The following is a 12,617-nucleotide window of genomic DNA, read 5'->3' as shown; positions in this document are numbered from 1 at the left end:
TGCGGGACCGAACCGGCGCAGACCAACTGCCTTGCTCCTGCCGGGTGAAGCCTGTTTCGCGCCCTGACTGGTGGGCCACCTTCGCCGTGATCGATGCCTCGACATGGCCGCTTCACCGCTCCCTGACACAGCGCTCAGCTAGCGCATTCCTCTCCGTGGACGGTCAGGCGGCCTGCTGTTCCTCGGCGACCTTGCGATACGGGTACTTCGCCGGGAACGCCTTGATGTAACCGCCGAAATGCTTGCCCAGCGATTCGGCGCCCTTGAAGGCTTCGAAGTCGGCGGCGGTGAAGTTGTCGTAGTGGTAGAGCGAGCCCGGGCCGCGATTGGCGCCATAGCCCTTGGTGAAGCGGATGGCCAGGGTGTTGGTCGCCGGGTCGTGCCCGATGCTGTGGATCTGCGAGGAATCGACGTCGAACAGCTGGATGCGGCCAGCGGCCGGGGTGTTGCTGGTCATGCGGTGCTCCTGGGCGGTTGGAGAGTTGCCGGCGTTGCCCGGCCGGCGCGGGGGCGTATTCCGCAGGGGGACGGACTACAGGGGGATCAGGCGGCGAGGTCGGTCTGCTGCTGCTCGGTCTTCTCGCGGCGCGAGAGGCTCAGACGGATGTCTTCGCGGAGGAACGCCTCGGTCAGCTCCGCTGCTTCGGCGCTGTCGATCTCTGCAGAGGCGGTGAACGACAGATCGACGCTTCCGCCTTCGCGCGGCGTGGCCACGAACTTCTTCAGCTTCACGTCGGCCAGCACGATCGGCTCGGTGCCGTCGAGGTGGCCATCGATCTGCAGCTCGTAGCCGGTGAACTCGTGGTTGAGCTTCAGCGGCTCCAGGCAGGTGTGCTTGACCTCGGTCAGGCCGTCGCCGCCGATGTGCGGCAAGTCCTGCTGTTCGCCCCTGTTGGGCTTCCGGAACAGGTCCTTGCGCAGGGAGGGATCGAACGCGTCCAGAATGTTGTTGGGCGCGCTCAGGTTGAACTTGATGTCGGCGGCCAGCTGCCGCTCTTCGCCGTGCCGCTGGATGCGGTTGTTGACGTTGGCGATGCTAGCGGGGTGTTCCTTCAACTCGAAAGCAGGCATGTGGACCTCGATCAGTAGTTGCGAGAGGGTTGGGCGTCGCGGCCGGGCGTCTTGCTGTTGTCCAGCGTCAGCGGATCGCCTTTACTGACCTGCAGGCGCTGGTCGTCGAACCACTGGCCTTCGCGGAGCTTCCCGTCCGCATCGACCGGGGGAACGACCAGTGCCTGGTTGCATCCGGTCAGGTATTCGACGTGGCCGACCACCACACCTTTGAAACCGGTGATGCGGTCAACGACGGTGTGTCCAAGCATTGAAGGGGGCATCGGAACCTCTTGAGTCGGTGCCGACTGCTGCCGGCGGGTTGGGGATCAGTGGATGTCGTCGGTGCAGACGGCGGCCGGCGCGCGCGAGGCGCGGATCTGGCGAATGCGGCGTGCGCGCTGCAGCACCACGAGCAACCGGCTGCTTTCATCGGCCAGCCAAGCTCCGCTGAGCAGCGCCATCAACGCCAGGGCAGCGGCGAAGGCGAGCAGCCCGTGTTCGGCGCATGCCGCCACCAGGGACACGCAGATGCCGATACCGGCGGAACACCAGAACAGGGGGCGGAATTGACGCATTACGGTTCCTTGCTGCAGGTGGGGAAGACCGGCCAAACCAGGTCGGCGAGGTAGAAGACGACCACCGCCAAGAGGCAACCGGCACCAAGGCCGAAGGACACGCCCGTGATGAACTCGCTCATGCCGCCTCCGGTGCTGGCGGACCGGTGAACTCGTCCTGGTACTGGCTGCGCAAGCGCAGGGCGTTCTGGACCACGGACAGGCCGCGGTGACCCTGCCGCTGCTCAGCATTGAGGCGGCGGTACAGCGGTGCCGGGTTGAGGCCGATGCAGGAAACGGCATCGCGCACCGCACGGAACTCGCGCATCTGGCGGACGTTGGTGTTCATGCCGCGCGCTCCAGGCCGGTCAGCAGCGCGACGGCAGCGAACGGGTTGGCCAGGCCGCGCACGCGGTCGATCTCGGCCTGCCGGGCGTCCCGGCGGCGCTGCAGCTCCAGCGAGGTGATCCCCGACCGGTCGCTGCGTGCGTCACGGCCGGTGGGCACGATGTCGACGGCCTCGCCCAGCATCTGAAGCTCGTGCTGGCGGGCGGCTTCCCACGCCAGTTCGCAGTCGCGGGTGGCCCACTGCACCGCCATGAAGGCGATGGTCACTCCAGAATGCTGCAGTCCCTGGTTGTAGAGATTGGCGCGCACCACGTTGGCGTTGGCGCGCTGTTTCCGCAGGTCGGCTTCCGGATGAAGCGTGCGGGAATCGGTGGTCTGGCCCATATGCGGCTCCTGGTCCTAGGAAATCGATGTGCGGGGGCGCGGTATGCTCAGCGCTACCGATCAGAGAGGGAGTTCTGGCTATGCCCGTGTGGGCTCAATGGATTACGTTCGCGGGTGCTGTGATCGGCTGCCTGGTCGCGGTCGCGAACTTGGTCATCAACTACGTGCGAGGCGGTCGTAACGTCCGGATCGGCGTGAGCTTCGAGCCACGCGGTGATGAACCGACCCGACTTGTCATCAAGGTCGTGAACCGTGGCGGCGTACCGGTGACCATCGCGAACATAGACGTGGTGACTGGCCGGAGAGGGGAGTGCAAGTCCTATGGTCTGTGGGTCGAATACGGGAAGGAGCACGCAGGTGCCGTTGTCGAAAAGGGCACCGCACTTGCGTTCCGAATCCACCCCAAGGCGCTGAACATGCCACTGGACGCTGGAGCCGACACGATTCAGGTCACCACTGCGGATGAGCGTGTCTACCGCCGCCGCTTCCGGCAGCTGCTTGACCTCAAGGATGAGCTGCAGTGCGAAGTCGTCGAGATTGAAGGCATGCCCTGGCAGGCAACGACTCTTGTGCGCCGGGGAGCGGATCGTGGCCAGCCAATGGACGCAGCCGCCAGCCAAAGCGGCGATGGAGTACTGGATTACGGTGATTAGTGGGGTGGCGTGGTCCATGTCGGTCTCCGGCGGCCCGGCTGGGTTGCTGGGCGACGGGGCCTAAGTTACCCGTGGGTATTTTTACTGTCAATACCCATGGGTAAATTAATTTCAAGGGCCGGGTAAGGATTGGCCGGATGGCCCGGCATCGGGCAACAAAAAGCCCCTCAGTGAGGGGCTTGGTGTAAACGACCTGGCGGTCAGGGTCAGACCATGCGGTCGCCGGCGCCATCGGTGTCGACGGTGATCAGCTCAATCAGCGCCCACGTCACGGTGATTACAAACCCGATGAAAAGCCAGCCGAGAAGCAGCGTGATGACCAACTGCATCAGCCCCCGCATGTGGTGGCCGGCATAGAAGTTGTGGATGCCAAGGCAGCCCAGGAACAAACCGAGGATGATGAAGACGCCTCGGCTTTTTGCAGTCTTGACCACCTGCGTGACCTGCATGGGTTGCCCCGGATGCACGAAGTTGGCCACCAGCGGTGAGCCGCATCCAATGCATGCCGCCGCTTTATCGCTTACCTGTTTTCCGCAGTCCGTGCACTCAATCAGTGCCATCCCTATCTCCCTGGTGATCGTTAGAACTCTTCGCCGCGGCGCATCAGCGCACCGCCAACAATTCGGCCAGCAACGTGCAGCATGTCCAGCTCGTCCGACCCAATGACAGCGCTCTGGTACTTCGCATTCGTGCTGACGATGTGCAGCCCGTTGGGCATCATTTGCAGCCGTTTGACCATGGTGTAGCCATTGAGGTTGATCAGGTAGACACCGTCTCCGTCGAAGAAGTGCCGAGCCGTATCGACCATCACCACGTCACCGTTTTTGATGTCTGGGTACATGGAGTCACCCCGGACCGTGATCAGTTGCACGCGCCCCTCTTCAGGGATAAAGCCAATTTGGCTGCGCACCTGCCATTCGGCAATGTCGATCTCGCGTAGTACTGCTGGATAGTCCTGGTTTACCACCCCCCCACCTCCTGCGGCCTGCCCGTCCATCATGTGGAATCGAATATAGCCGGGGGTGTTCTCACGCGCTAAGACAGGGGCTGGCGCAGGGGTAGCACCCTCGAAATGCGCGGGGAACTCGCGGGCGAGCAGATCCAGCATGTCCTCGCCGATACGCTTCCTGCCGGCCTTTCCGGGCTCGTACAGCATGCGGGAGACATAGCTGGCGTCCTTCCCAATGCGGGCGGCGATGGTAGCGAGGCCACCTCTACCCAGGTCATCTGCGAGCGCCTTCAGGGTGAGGCGGCGGTGTTCGTACTTGTCCATGCCGCTATTCCACGGTTTCGTTACCTGCGAGTAAATTGCCTGTGGGTATTGATTCATTACTTACCCGCAGGTATTGTTCGCACATGGACACCCTTCGAACCTATCTCGCGACGTTGAGCCCGGCAGAGCAGGCGGTATACGCCAAGCGCGCCGGCACCTCCATTGGCTACCTGCGGAAGGCCCTGAGCAAGGGCCAGCGCTTCGACGGTGGCCTCGTGCGGCAGTTGCACGTCCACAGCGATGGCGCTGTGTCGCTTACCGAGCTGCGGCCGGACATCTGGCCGCCTGCCGCCAGCGACGCGGAGGTGGCCAATGCTGCCTGAGCCTAGCAACCGTTCGTTGGTGAAGATCCACGCACTGGTGGTCACGGGCCGGGGCCTGTTCGTGGAAGACGAGCAGGGAGTCATTGAACCTGATGAGTTCCTGATCCCGCTTACGGAAGATGCCTGGCTGGTGATGCGCCGTAACACTAAATCCCCACGGCATTTCGAAGCAGCAGGAGTGCAGCTGGCCAGCTTTTCAGGCCCGCGTCCACCAACTGCATGGCAAGGTGTTTTGTGGTCTCGGCGGGCAGCTGTCGAAGCTGATCGATCAATCGCTGCTTTTGAGCTTGGGGCAGGTCTGATTCCAGAACCCTTGCTTCCATCAGATGACGGAGAGTCTCTTCGTGGAGCCTGATCGTGACCACCCCGAGGATGGCACCAAGGCCGCCATCGTCCTGGAGGAAGTCCATGCCCTTCGCGCTGATCTTGGCGTATCCAAGGTGCGGCCGGCCGTCCATCTGATGCAGTCGGGCCTCCATCAGCCTGTGCTCCGCGAGATAGGCCGCGTTGACCACAAGCCGATTTCCGTCCTGGTAGCCCGGCAGCGAGCTGACAACAGCATCGCCCGGATAGATCGCAGCCAGAGACGTGAGCAGTTCCCTCTGAAATTCCCTGTTCAACAGTTCCATGTCGCCCTCCTTGCGGGCACTGGTTGTGCGTGTGGTGACCGCAGCCTACCGCAAGGGGGGCGACTCCTTCTTCCGTCCGTGATCTGACCGTATCCATGGCGTCCATCGTGCGCCGCCGACGCCCAGGCGTCTCCAATCGAGAAGTCCGCCCATGAATGTCTCCGATGCCGCTTACGACACCGTCCACGAGTATCCCGGCGGCAGCGAGTCCCTCGCGCCCCGGCTAAGCAAAGGAATGTCCGCCGCCACCCTGCGCGGCAAGGTCAACCCGAATAACGACCGGAACGTGCTGAGCCTGCTGGAGGCCAACGAACTGGTAGGGAAGTCCGGTGATCACCGCATCCTGCACGCCATGGCGGCTGAGCATGGCTACGTGCTCCAGCGAGTAGATGCCCCTCAGTCCGGATCGATGATCGGCGCGTTGCTGGCCGCCGCCGCCGCCAAGGGCGATCTGTCGCAGCTGATCGCTGATGCGCTGGCCGATGGCCGGATCAGCCCCAACGAAGCAGACGCGATCGGCCGGGCCTGTGCCCTGGTCCAGGCGGCAATCGTGCAGGTCGGCCAGCACGCTGACGCTGCAGCGGAGCGGGGTGGGGCATGAACGCTACGGCAAAGGCTATGTGGGCCGTCAGGCAGCTCTGGCATATCGCTGGCTGCCTGTTGGTGTTGGGAGAGGCCTAATGAATTACTCAGCCGTGCCGCGCTTTTCCTGCAGCAGTTCGATGGCAAGCGCCACTGGATCATCTGGGAGCCCGAGGGCATGCCAGAACACGGGCTGTCCTTCGTCGTTCTGTCCGCCTTGGACGCTCAGCAGCACCCACCCTTCGCGAATCAACTGGTTGACGTCGTCCGCACGGTCGGTGTGGGCGATTTTCGAGATGTTCCTCAGATCCATGACAACTCCTTGCGGTTGGAGTGCCGAGCATACCGGAGGTCGCTTCCATGGCTGATTCAGATGTCCGCCAGGCCAAGGGTCGCTATCGCAAGGTGGAAGTGCGCACCTGGGGCGACGAAAAGTTCCGTCGGCTGACCCCGATTCCTCCCTGTGGCCAGGGCCTGTGGCTGTTCCTGATCACAGGCCCCCATACCGGTCCCATCCCCGGCCTGTTCCGCGCCGGCCGAGCGGCAATGGCTGAGGAACTGGATTGGGAACAGGAAGCCTTTGACAAAGCCTTCGGGGAAGCCTTCCGGGAAGGGATGGTCAAGGCCGATTTCAAATCACGCGTGGTCTGGGTCCCGAAGGCCATCAACCATAACCGCCCTGAGTCGCCCAACGTGGTGCTGAGCTGGGCCGCCGAGTTCGACCTGATTCCAGAGTGCGCCCTGAAGTGGGAAGCGCTGGAATCGCTCAGAGCCTTTGTTTATGGGCTTGGAGAGGCTTTCACCAAGGCATTCGACAAGGCTTTCGGGAAGCCTTCCGGTAAGGCTTCCCCGAAGACTATGCCTAATCAGGAACAGGAACAGGAACAGGAACAGGAACAGGAAAGAGCATCCTCACTTCGTTCGGAGTCGTCCCCGCAGCTGGCGCTGACGGGCGACCCGCCGCCACCTGCTGACTTCAAGGCAAAGCGGGCAGGCCGCGTCCGACAGATTGCCGTGGAAGCCCAGGTCGCCTACAACGCCATCTTGGCCAAACCCCACGGGGAGCTGCCCGCCTGCACCGTCATGAACAAGCCGCGCATCAAGGCGGTCGAGAAGGCGCTGCCGACGGTTCGCCAGCTGTGCCAGACGATGTTCGGCAGCGAGCGTGTCACCCCGCAGTTCTGGCAGGCCTACTTCGGCTCAGCCGCTGCTGACGACTTCCACTCCGGCCGTCTGCCCGGCGGCCCAGGCCATGAGAACTGGAAGCCCGACTTCGAGTACCTGCTGCGGGAGACGGTCATCGCGAAGCTGGCTGACCGCGCTGCGTCGGAGGCTGCGGCATGAGCGGCCTTCGGAACGAAGTGGACCGCCTGGCCCACCTGTACGGCGAGCAGCAGGGTCTGCGCGTACCGCCGCATTCGATCGAGGCCGAGCAGTCAGTGCTGGGCGGGGTGATGCTGCTGAACCGCGCCAGCCAGGAGGTCGACGACCTGCTGTCGGAGCGATCGTTCTACCGCCGCGACCACCAGCTGATCTGGCGCGCGATCTGCGAGCTGTCCAAGAAGGGCCAACCGATCGACACGGTGACCCTGGGCGAATGGTTTGAATCGCAGGGCACGCTGGAGCTGGTGGGCGACGGCGCGTACCTGATCGAACTGGCCAGCACCGTGCCGTCGGCGGCGAACATCCGCGCGTACGCGGAAATCGTGGCCGAGAAGGCCATGCTGCGCGACCTTATCCAGGCCGGCCAGAACCTGATCGACGCCGCTTTCAGCCCCGAGGGCCGGTCGGCGGTTGAGCTGGTCGGCACCGCGCAGACCAGTATCGGTGGGCTGCTGGACAACGAGCCGTGCGACCTGGAATCGGTAGCGCCGGTAATGGAACGTGTGTTCCACAGGCTGGGCGATCGCGCTGCTAACGGCGGCGGCATAAGTGGCCTGACGACAGGCAACGACGAGCTCGACCAGGTGCTGGGCGGCCTGCAGCCGGGGAATCTGATCGTGCTGGCGGCCCGGCCGAAAATGGGGAAGACCACGAAGGCGATCAACATCGCCGAGCACGTGGCGCTGCGGCTGCACAAGCCGGTGGCGGTGTTCACTTTCGAAATGCAGCCAGAAGAACTGGGCGATCGCATGCTGGCCAATCAGGGCGGCATCAACGGTAACCGCATCCGCACGGGCAAACTGGACGACGTCGACTGGGCGAACGCGACGGAGGCCATCCGCCGCCTTTCGAATGCTCCGATCTTCGTGAGCCGGCCCAGGAAGGCCAAGGTAGAGCACGTCTGCGCGCAGATTCGCCGTATGCACGCCCGCAATCCGCTCGGACTGGTGGTGATCGACTACTTGCAGCTGATGCACGTCACAGGCGACAACCGCGCCGCCGGCATCGGCGATATCACCATGGCGTTGAAGCTCACTGCCAGCGAGTTGGGCCTACCCATCCTGCTGTTGAGCCAGCTGAACCGAAAACTGGAAGAGCGCACGGACAGGCGGCCGATCGTGGCTGACCTGCGCGACTCCGGATCGATCGAGCAAGACGCCGACGCCGTGATCTTCATCTACCGCGACGAGATCTATAACCCCGGCAGCCGCTGGGAAGGCACCGCGGAGCTGATTGTGGCGATCCAGCGCAACGGCGCCCCCGGCATGGTCCGCGAGCTGTACCAGCCCGAGTTGTTCCGGTTCTCGCCGCTGCCGGAGTACTGGCAGCCGAAGCAAAGCTCGGACAGCGATGGGGCCGGCAGCGCCACACCGCGTAAGAAGAGGGCGAGCCTCGCCGACTTCCTCCCCAAGGCAGGAGCGGCCGCATGAACACCTCCGCCCTGGCCAAGGCCAAGAAGAAGCTGCGCACCCGGGACGTGAACCTGGAGGTTCGCAAGCTGGTGGACCCCGATACCGGCGAGATGATCGGCGCCCTGGTCCCTGCGCATCCGGTGGACCAGCGTTCCCTGCGCGAGCGCAAGTTCGGTACGGGCCGGCTGCTGCGCGCGACGCTGCGCCAGGACCGGAACCCGATGTTCTACCGGAAGGCGCACGTCCTCTCCGGATGGCTGGCCGACAACGTCGAGGCCTTCACCGGCCTGTCCCAGCACGACTCGCTGAAGAAGCTGCAAGAGCTGTCCGGCATTGGCTGCGAGTCCGTGGAGTACGACCTTCCGAACCTCGGAAAGCTGACCCGCACCGAGCCGGAATCGCTGAACTTCGCCGACATGGACGAAGGTCGCTGGAACGAGCTATGGGACGGCGGTACCGGCGACGGCGGCTGGATCGGCTGGCTGCGCCGCGAGGTGTTCGGCGGCCTGGCCGCAGAGAGTCGCGAGGCCGTGGAACTGATCATCCAGAAACCGCAGGGGGCAGCATGAGCGACATCGAGAAGAAAGCTGAGATTGCGTTGTGTCCGTTCTGTGGCGATTGGGGCGCCGAAGTCGCCGAAAGCGCGGTGCCCAGCATCCACGGCGGGCAAAAGCAGGCGGTCTACTGCAACACCTGCTTCTGCGAAGGGCCGACGTCGGAAACAGAAGAGGGAGCCGTCGAGGCCTGGAACCGGCGCGCCGCCACGGTCGAGGCCGTCAAAACGGACCTACTGACTGGTGGGGCGGTCAACCTGCTGGACCAGCAGCACTCCGGCGTCGTCACGGCCCAGGTACTCGATGTAGTTCCGGCGGCCGCACTCGGGACAGATGAAGCAGGTGCCGTAGGTATCGGTGGTCAGGCTGACCACTTCGTCGGCGTCGAGTTGGCAGAGGTCGCATCGGAGCATGGGCCCGGTATAACCCTTGGCTGTGACAGATCGGTGAATTTTCCGGAAGGGCACGTCCAGGTGCCGATGGGGCGAGTGATGCGCGCATTGGCCATCGGCTGGCGCAGGCATGCTGCAGAAGGCGCTAAGGGTCGGGCTGTGTTGATCCAGTGCGCCGAGGCGGTAGAGGCCGCTCTCGTTGCCGCTAGCCCGAAGGTGTCTCCATGAAGCGCGGCCGCTCAACCGGCAACCCTACGGTCGCTCAGCGGCAGCGTATGGACGCAATCGCCGGGATTGGCTGCATCGTTGCCCACAGCCTCGGCATCGACCTGGGTGACATGCCGATCCCTGCCGAGGTACATCACCTGACGGTCGGCGGCAAGCACGGGGCCAAACGCCGGGGTCACGACTTCACTATCGGCCTGAACCCTTGGTCGCACCGAGGTGAGCCGTTCTGCGGATGGTCGGCGGCGCGCTGCGAGGAATTGTTCGGCCCGTCCCACGCTCGCCAGCCACGCCGGTTCCGCCAGGAGATCGGCAACGACGACTACCTGCTGGACCTGCAGAACACCCTGATCGAACAACACACCGCATTGAGGAAGGTCGCATGATCCGGCGCCATCAGCTGTTCCGCCATGAGCCCCACAACGAGATCTTCGGTGACTGCCACCGAACGGCCATTGCCTGCCTGCTCGAAATGGAGCCGTGGCAGGTTCCACACTTTACCCAGCTGGCCAATACCATCCCCGGGTACACCTGGGAGGAGGGCGTGGCCGAGTTCTTGGCGGGGAGGGGGCTGTGCAGCGCGGACGTCTCGTTCGGTGGCGACGACCTGGAGGGCGTGTTCTCCTACATGCAGAGCCGCAACCCGCGCGCCTATTACCTGCTGGGCGGCCAGAGCCCGCGCGGCACGAACCATACGGTGGTTTGCTGCGGCGGCGGGTACGCGTGGGATCCGCATCCGGACGGTGACTTTCTTGCCGGGCCGCTGTCGAATGGGTTCTATGAGGTCACCTTCCTGATGCCACTGGCGATGCAGCTGGAGGAGGCCGCATGAGCGCGCTCCGGCTGACCTTCGGTATCGACCCTGGTCTGAAGGGTGCGGTAGCCACGCTTCTGGATGGCGTGCCTGGCCCGATTCTGGACCTGCCCACGGTGGACGTGGATGGCTGGGGGGAGATCGACGCCAGACCCATCGTCCTCTTCATCCGAGAGCAGCGCGCCAATAACCCCGGCGCCTATGTCTCGGCCTGCATCGAAAAGGTCGGCGCGCGGCCGGACGATGGCGGCACCAGCGCCTTCCGGTTCGGCCAGACCGCCGGCAAGCTCCAGGCCATCCTGGAAGTGCTGGGCATTCCGCAGACCCGGGTCATCCCGTCGGTGTGGAAGCGCTCGATGGGGCTGATCGGCAAGGACAAGGATGCGGCACGCCAACTGGCGCTGCGACGTTTCCCGTCGGCCGCTGGCGAGCTGAAGTTCAAGAAGCATGACGGTCGGGCGGACGCGTTGTTGCTGGCGCTCTATCACGACTCCCACGACTGGGACGGGAAGCAGGCGGCATGACCGAGAGCGAGGCAATCAGCAACCTGCGCCTGCGCAAGCGGTACCGGCTTCAGCTGCGACTGCATGGCCGGTGTTGGGCCTGCCAGTTCCGGCAGCACAGCGCCGACGGCTATCACTGCAAGGGCTTCACCGCGCGGCAGGGGAGCTGCGACACCGACGGGCGCCTGCCCGTGTTCCGATTCGACGCTGCTGTACTGGGGGGCCTGCGCGATGCGCAATAACGATCCGCTGACCGAACAACTCCGCCGCTGGGGCCACGCCCAGGTGAACCGCTATGCCTTCACCCATGCTGAGCGCGGTGGCCACGTGCTGCAGCACGCCCGGGACTTGGCGCCGGGCACTCGCGAGAACGCCGAGCGGGAGCTGGTTGGCCGGGACGGCGGCGAGCGTCGCCGTTTCATGGGCTCGCGGTCCGGCGTCAAGGGAATGGGCACGCTGCCAATCTGGGCGGTGGATCCGGTGCGCGCCTCCAACGACGCTGACCGGCCCCACGACAACCCGGAGATCGCCGTCGACCAAGGCACGCCGGACGATCTCCGTTGGATCGACCGCGCCGTCGCGTCGCTGTCGCGATACGAGGGGAAGGGTCACGGCAGCATGCAGGGCCAGATGCGAGCGCTCATCATCCGCACCGAGTTCACCGTTTCCGCGAGCCAGGCGGTCAAGGCACGGATGGTGGCCGAGCAGTACGGCGGGGAGCTATCGATCTGGCAATACAGGCGGGAGCTGGATAGGGCAGTGGACTGGATTCGGATGAGGAGCGCAGCATGAGCATGGTCAATATGAAGCGAGACCTGGATCTGGTGACGCACGCAATCCACGCAGTGTTCGTCTATGCCGCGTGCACCGAGGATGGGTTCGTGAAGGTCGGGATCTCGCGCACGCCCTTCGACCGGATCTATCAAGTGCACTGTGGGTCGCCGTCACCGGTTCGCGCGGCCCAATGGGTCTGGGTGGGATCATTGAACAAGGGCCAGGAGATCGAGAAGCTGATCTGCAAGGAGTGGGAGGCCAGGAACACCCGTGGCGAGTGGTATCGGTTCGACTACACAGAGCCGGCGGACAAGCGCGACTTCCACGACACGCTCTCGGCTGTGGTACAGGTGGTTACCGGAATCAAACCCGCCTGGCAGCGGCTTTCACCGAGCAAGGTCACCGAGTTGATCAAGGCCGGGAACCAAATTCGGCAGGCCAAGGGAGAGAAACGGAATAAACGGAAAACCCCTTGACGTTGCACAGAAAAGTTGTATCGTCGCGTTGTCGTCAAGAATTCCCCCAAAACCTCGGTCCAAAAGGCCGGGGTTTTCGCGTTCCTGACGCCCCGACACCGATTGACCACCGAGCGACCAGGCCTGAGCACCTCGCCGAGAGGCGATACGGGCCGGCACCTACTCCTGGGCGGAGAGCGGCTGGGTCCATGACCCCGGCCAAGGTGCCTATCCAGCGGTGGTGATCGGCCTTCTACGCCCGCGGCCCCCCGGACCAACCATGTCACTTCGCACCAGCCGGTAGCG

Annotated in this window: 24 protein-coding genes; 13 read left to right on the top strand and 11 right to left on the bottom strand. The window is 64.2% G+C overall.

Features of this window, described 5'->3' with window-relative positions:
- Positions 1 to 163: 163 nt before the first annotated feature.
- The 7 genes from AC3IR9_RS14120 to AC3IR9_RS14090 form a co-directional block, all read right to left on the bottom strand.
- Positions 164 to 457, bottom strand: coding sequence for a KTSC domain-containing protein (locus AC3IR9_RS14120; protein ID WP_489291396.1), 294 nt, complete (start codon positions 455 to 457; stop codon positions 164 to 166).
- A gap of 86 nt (positions 458 to 543) precedes the next feature.
- Positions 544 to 1,071: a hypothetical protein gene (locus tag AC3IR9_RS14115; protein WP_489291395.1), complete on the bottom strand. Its 528-nt coding sequence runs from the start codon at positions 1,069 to 1,071 to the stop codon at positions 544 to 546.
- Between the two features lie 11 nt (positions 1,072 to 1,082).
- Entirely contained in the window at positions 1,083 to 1,334 is a 252-nt protein-coding gene (locus AC3IR9_RS14110) for a hypothetical protein (protein ID WP_489291394.1), read from the bottom strand.
- A gap of 45 nt (positions 1,335 to 1,379) precedes the next feature.
- The gene (locus AC3IR9_RS14105) at positions 1,380 to 1,628 is read right to left on the bottom strand and encodes a hypothetical protein (RefSeq protein WP_489291393.1); all 249 of its coding nucleotides are present in this window, start codon (positions 1,626 to 1,628) and stop codon (positions 1,380 to 1,382) included.
- On the bottom strand, positions 1,628 to 1,750 hold the full coding sequence (locus AC3IR9_RS14100; RefSeq protein ID WP_489291391.1) for a hypothetical protein: 123 nt from the start codon (positions 1,748 to 1,750) through the stop codon (positions 1,628 to 1,630). Before AC3IR9_RS14100 ends, AC3IR9_RS14105 begins: the two co-directional genes overlap by 1 nt.
- Entirely contained in the window at positions 1,747 to 1,956 is a 210-nt protein-coding gene (locus tag AC3IR9_RS14095; RefSeq protein WP_489291390.1) for a hypothetical protein, read from the bottom strand. The genes AC3IR9_RS14100 and AC3IR9_RS14095 overlap by 4 nt, the downstream gene beginning before the upstream one ends.
- Positions 1,953 to 2,339, bottom strand: coding sequence for a hypothetical protein (locus tag AC3IR9_RS14090; RefSeq protein WP_489291388.1), 387 nt, complete (start codon positions 2,337 to 2,339; stop codon positions 1,953 to 1,955). Before AC3IR9_RS14090 ends, AC3IR9_RS14095 begins: the two co-directional genes overlap by 4 nt.
- An 80-nt stretch (positions 2,340 to 2,419) precedes the next feature.
- Here AC3IR9_RS14090 and AC3IR9_RS14085 point away from each other — a divergent pair, with 80 nt between their 5' ends.
- Positions 2,420 to 2,992, top strand: coding sequence for a hypothetical protein (locus tag AC3IR9_RS14085; RefSeq protein WP_489291387.1), 573 nt, complete (start codon positions 2,420 to 2,422; stop codon positions 2,990 to 2,992).
- A 206-nt stretch (positions 2,993 to 3,198) separates the two neighbouring features.
- Here the strand turns inward: AC3IR9_RS14085 and AC3IR9_RS14080 are convergent, their stop codons facing one another.
- Both AC3IR9_RS14080 and AC3IR9_RS14075 read right to left on the bottom strand, forming a co-directional pair.
- Positions 3,199 to 3,552, bottom strand: coding sequence for a TM2 domain-containing protein (locus AC3IR9_RS14080; protein WP_489291386.1), 354 nt, complete (start codon positions 3,550 to 3,552; stop codon positions 3,199 to 3,201).
- A gap of 20 nt (positions 3,553 to 3,572) precedes the next feature.
- The gene (locus AC3IR9_RS14075) at positions 3,573 to 4,265 is read right to left on the bottom strand and encodes a S24 family peptidase (protein WP_489291385.1); all 693 of its coding nucleotides are present in this window, start codon (positions 4,263 to 4,265) and stop codon (positions 3,573 to 3,575) included.
- 83 nt (positions 4,266 to 4,348) lie between these two features.
- Here AC3IR9_RS14075 and AC3IR9_RS14070 point away from each other — a divergent pair, with 83 nt between their 5' ends.
- Complete coding sequence (locus AC3IR9_RS14070) at positions 4,349 to 4,588, top strand: hypothetical protein (protein ID WP_489291384.1); 240 nt, start codon at positions 4,349 to 4,351, stop codon at positions 4,586 to 4,588.
- Between the two features lie 146 nt (positions 4,589 to 4,734).
- On the opposite strand, the gene AC3IR9_RS14065 is transcribed toward AC3IR9_RS14070, so the two are convergent.
- On the bottom strand, positions 4,735 to 5,217 hold the full coding sequence (locus AC3IR9_RS14065; protein ID WP_489291382.1) for a hypothetical protein: 483 nt from the start codon (positions 5,215 to 5,217) through the stop codon (positions 4,735 to 4,737).
- A 151-nt stretch (positions 5,218 to 5,368) separates the two neighbouring features.
- Between AC3IR9_RS14065 and AC3IR9_RS14060 the strand changes: the two genes are divergently transcribed.
- Entirely contained in the window at positions 5,369 to 5,818 is a 450-nt protein-coding gene (locus AC3IR9_RS14060) for a phage regulatory CII family protein (protein ID WP_489291381.1), read from the top strand.
- Positions 5,819 to 5,902: 84 nt separating this feature from the next.
- Here AC3IR9_RS14060 and AC3IR9_RS14055 read toward each other — a convergent pair whose 3' ends face one another.
- Positions 5,903 to 6,112: a hypothetical protein gene (locus tag AC3IR9_RS14055; RefSeq protein WP_489291379.1), complete on the bottom strand. Its 210-nt coding sequence runs from the start codon at positions 6,110 to 6,112 to the stop codon at positions 5,903 to 5,905.
- A 47-nt stretch (positions 6,113 to 6,159) separates the two neighbouring features.
- Here AC3IR9_RS14055 and AC3IR9_RS14050 point away from each other — a divergent pair, with 47 nt between their 5' ends.
- From AC3IR9_RS14050 to AC3IR9_RS14005, 10 genes are read left to right on the top strand one after another with little or no spacing between them, the layout of a single operon-like run.
- Positions 6,160 to 7,143: a hypothetical protein gene (locus tag AC3IR9_RS14050; RefSeq protein WP_489291377.1), complete on the top strand. Its 984-nt coding sequence runs from the start codon at positions 6,160 to 6,162 to the stop codon at positions 7,141 to 7,143.
- Positions 7,140 to 8,612, top strand: a complete 1,473-nt coding sequence (dnaB, locus tag AC3IR9_RS14045) for a replicative DNA helicase (protein ID WP_489291375.1) — start codon at positions 7,140 to 7,142, stop codon at positions 8,610 to 8,612. The genes AC3IR9_RS14050 and dnaB overlap by 4 nt, the downstream gene beginning before the upstream one ends.
- A complete protein-coding gene (locus AC3IR9_RS14040) occupies positions 8,609 to 9,163 on the top strand; it encodes a hypothetical protein (RefSeq protein ID WP_489291374.1) in 555 nt (184 codons plus the stop codon). Before dnaB ends, AC3IR9_RS14040 begins: the two co-directional genes overlap by 4 nt.
- A complete protein-coding gene (locus AC3IR9_RS14035; protein ID WP_489291373.1) occupies positions 9,160 to 9,768 on the top strand; it encodes a Lar family restriction alleviation protein in 609 nt (202 codons plus the stop codon). Before AC3IR9_RS14040 ends, AC3IR9_RS14035 begins: the two co-directional genes overlap by 4 nt.
- Positions 9,765 to 10,151 carry a Ref family recombination enhancement nuclease gene (locus AC3IR9_RS14030; protein WP_489291372.1) on the top strand — a complete coding sequence of 129 codons (387 nt, stop codon included), beginning with the start codon at positions 9,765 to 9,767 and terminating at the stop codon, positions 10,149 to 10,151. Before AC3IR9_RS14035 ends, AC3IR9_RS14030 begins: the two co-directional genes overlap by 4 nt.
- A complete protein-coding gene (locus AC3IR9_RS14025) occupies positions 10,148 to 10,597 on the top strand; it encodes a hypothetical protein (protein ID WP_489291370.1) in 450 nt (149 codons plus the stop codon). Before AC3IR9_RS14030 ends, AC3IR9_RS14025 begins: the two co-directional genes overlap by 4 nt.
- Positions 10,594 to 11,103, top strand: coding sequence for a hypothetical protein (locus tag AC3IR9_RS14020; RefSeq protein ID WP_489291368.1), 510 nt, complete (start codon positions 10,594 to 10,596; stop codon positions 11,101 to 11,103). Before AC3IR9_RS14025 ends, AC3IR9_RS14020 begins: the two co-directional genes overlap by 4 nt.
- Positions 11,100 to 11,324 carry a hypothetical protein gene (locus AC3IR9_RS14015; RefSeq protein ID WP_489291366.1) on the top strand — a complete coding sequence of 75 codons (225 nt, stop codon included), beginning with the start codon at positions 11,100 to 11,102 and terminating at the stop codon, positions 11,322 to 11,324. Before AC3IR9_RS14020 ends, AC3IR9_RS14015 begins: the two co-directional genes overlap by 4 nt.
- Positions 11,314 to 11,874: a hypothetical protein gene (locus tag AC3IR9_RS14010; protein ID WP_489291364.1), complete on the top strand. Its 561-nt coding sequence runs from the start codon at positions 11,314 to 11,316 to the stop codon at positions 11,872 to 11,874. The genes AC3IR9_RS14015 and AC3IR9_RS14010 overlap by 11 nt, the downstream gene beginning before the upstream one ends.
- Positions 11,871 to 12,332 carry a GIY-YIG nuclease family protein gene (locus AC3IR9_RS14005; protein WP_489291363.1) on the top strand — a complete coding sequence of 154 codons (462 nt, stop codon included), beginning with the start codon at positions 11,871 to 11,873 and terminating at the stop codon, positions 12,330 to 12,332. Before AC3IR9_RS14010 ends, AC3IR9_RS14005 begins: the two co-directional genes overlap by 4 nt.
- Positions 12,333 to 12,617 lie beyond the last annotated feature (285 nt).

Source organism: Stenotrophomonas sp. GL_101, from assembly GCF_057835675.1.
This window is presented reverse-complemented; position numbering and strand designations above follow the sequence as displayed.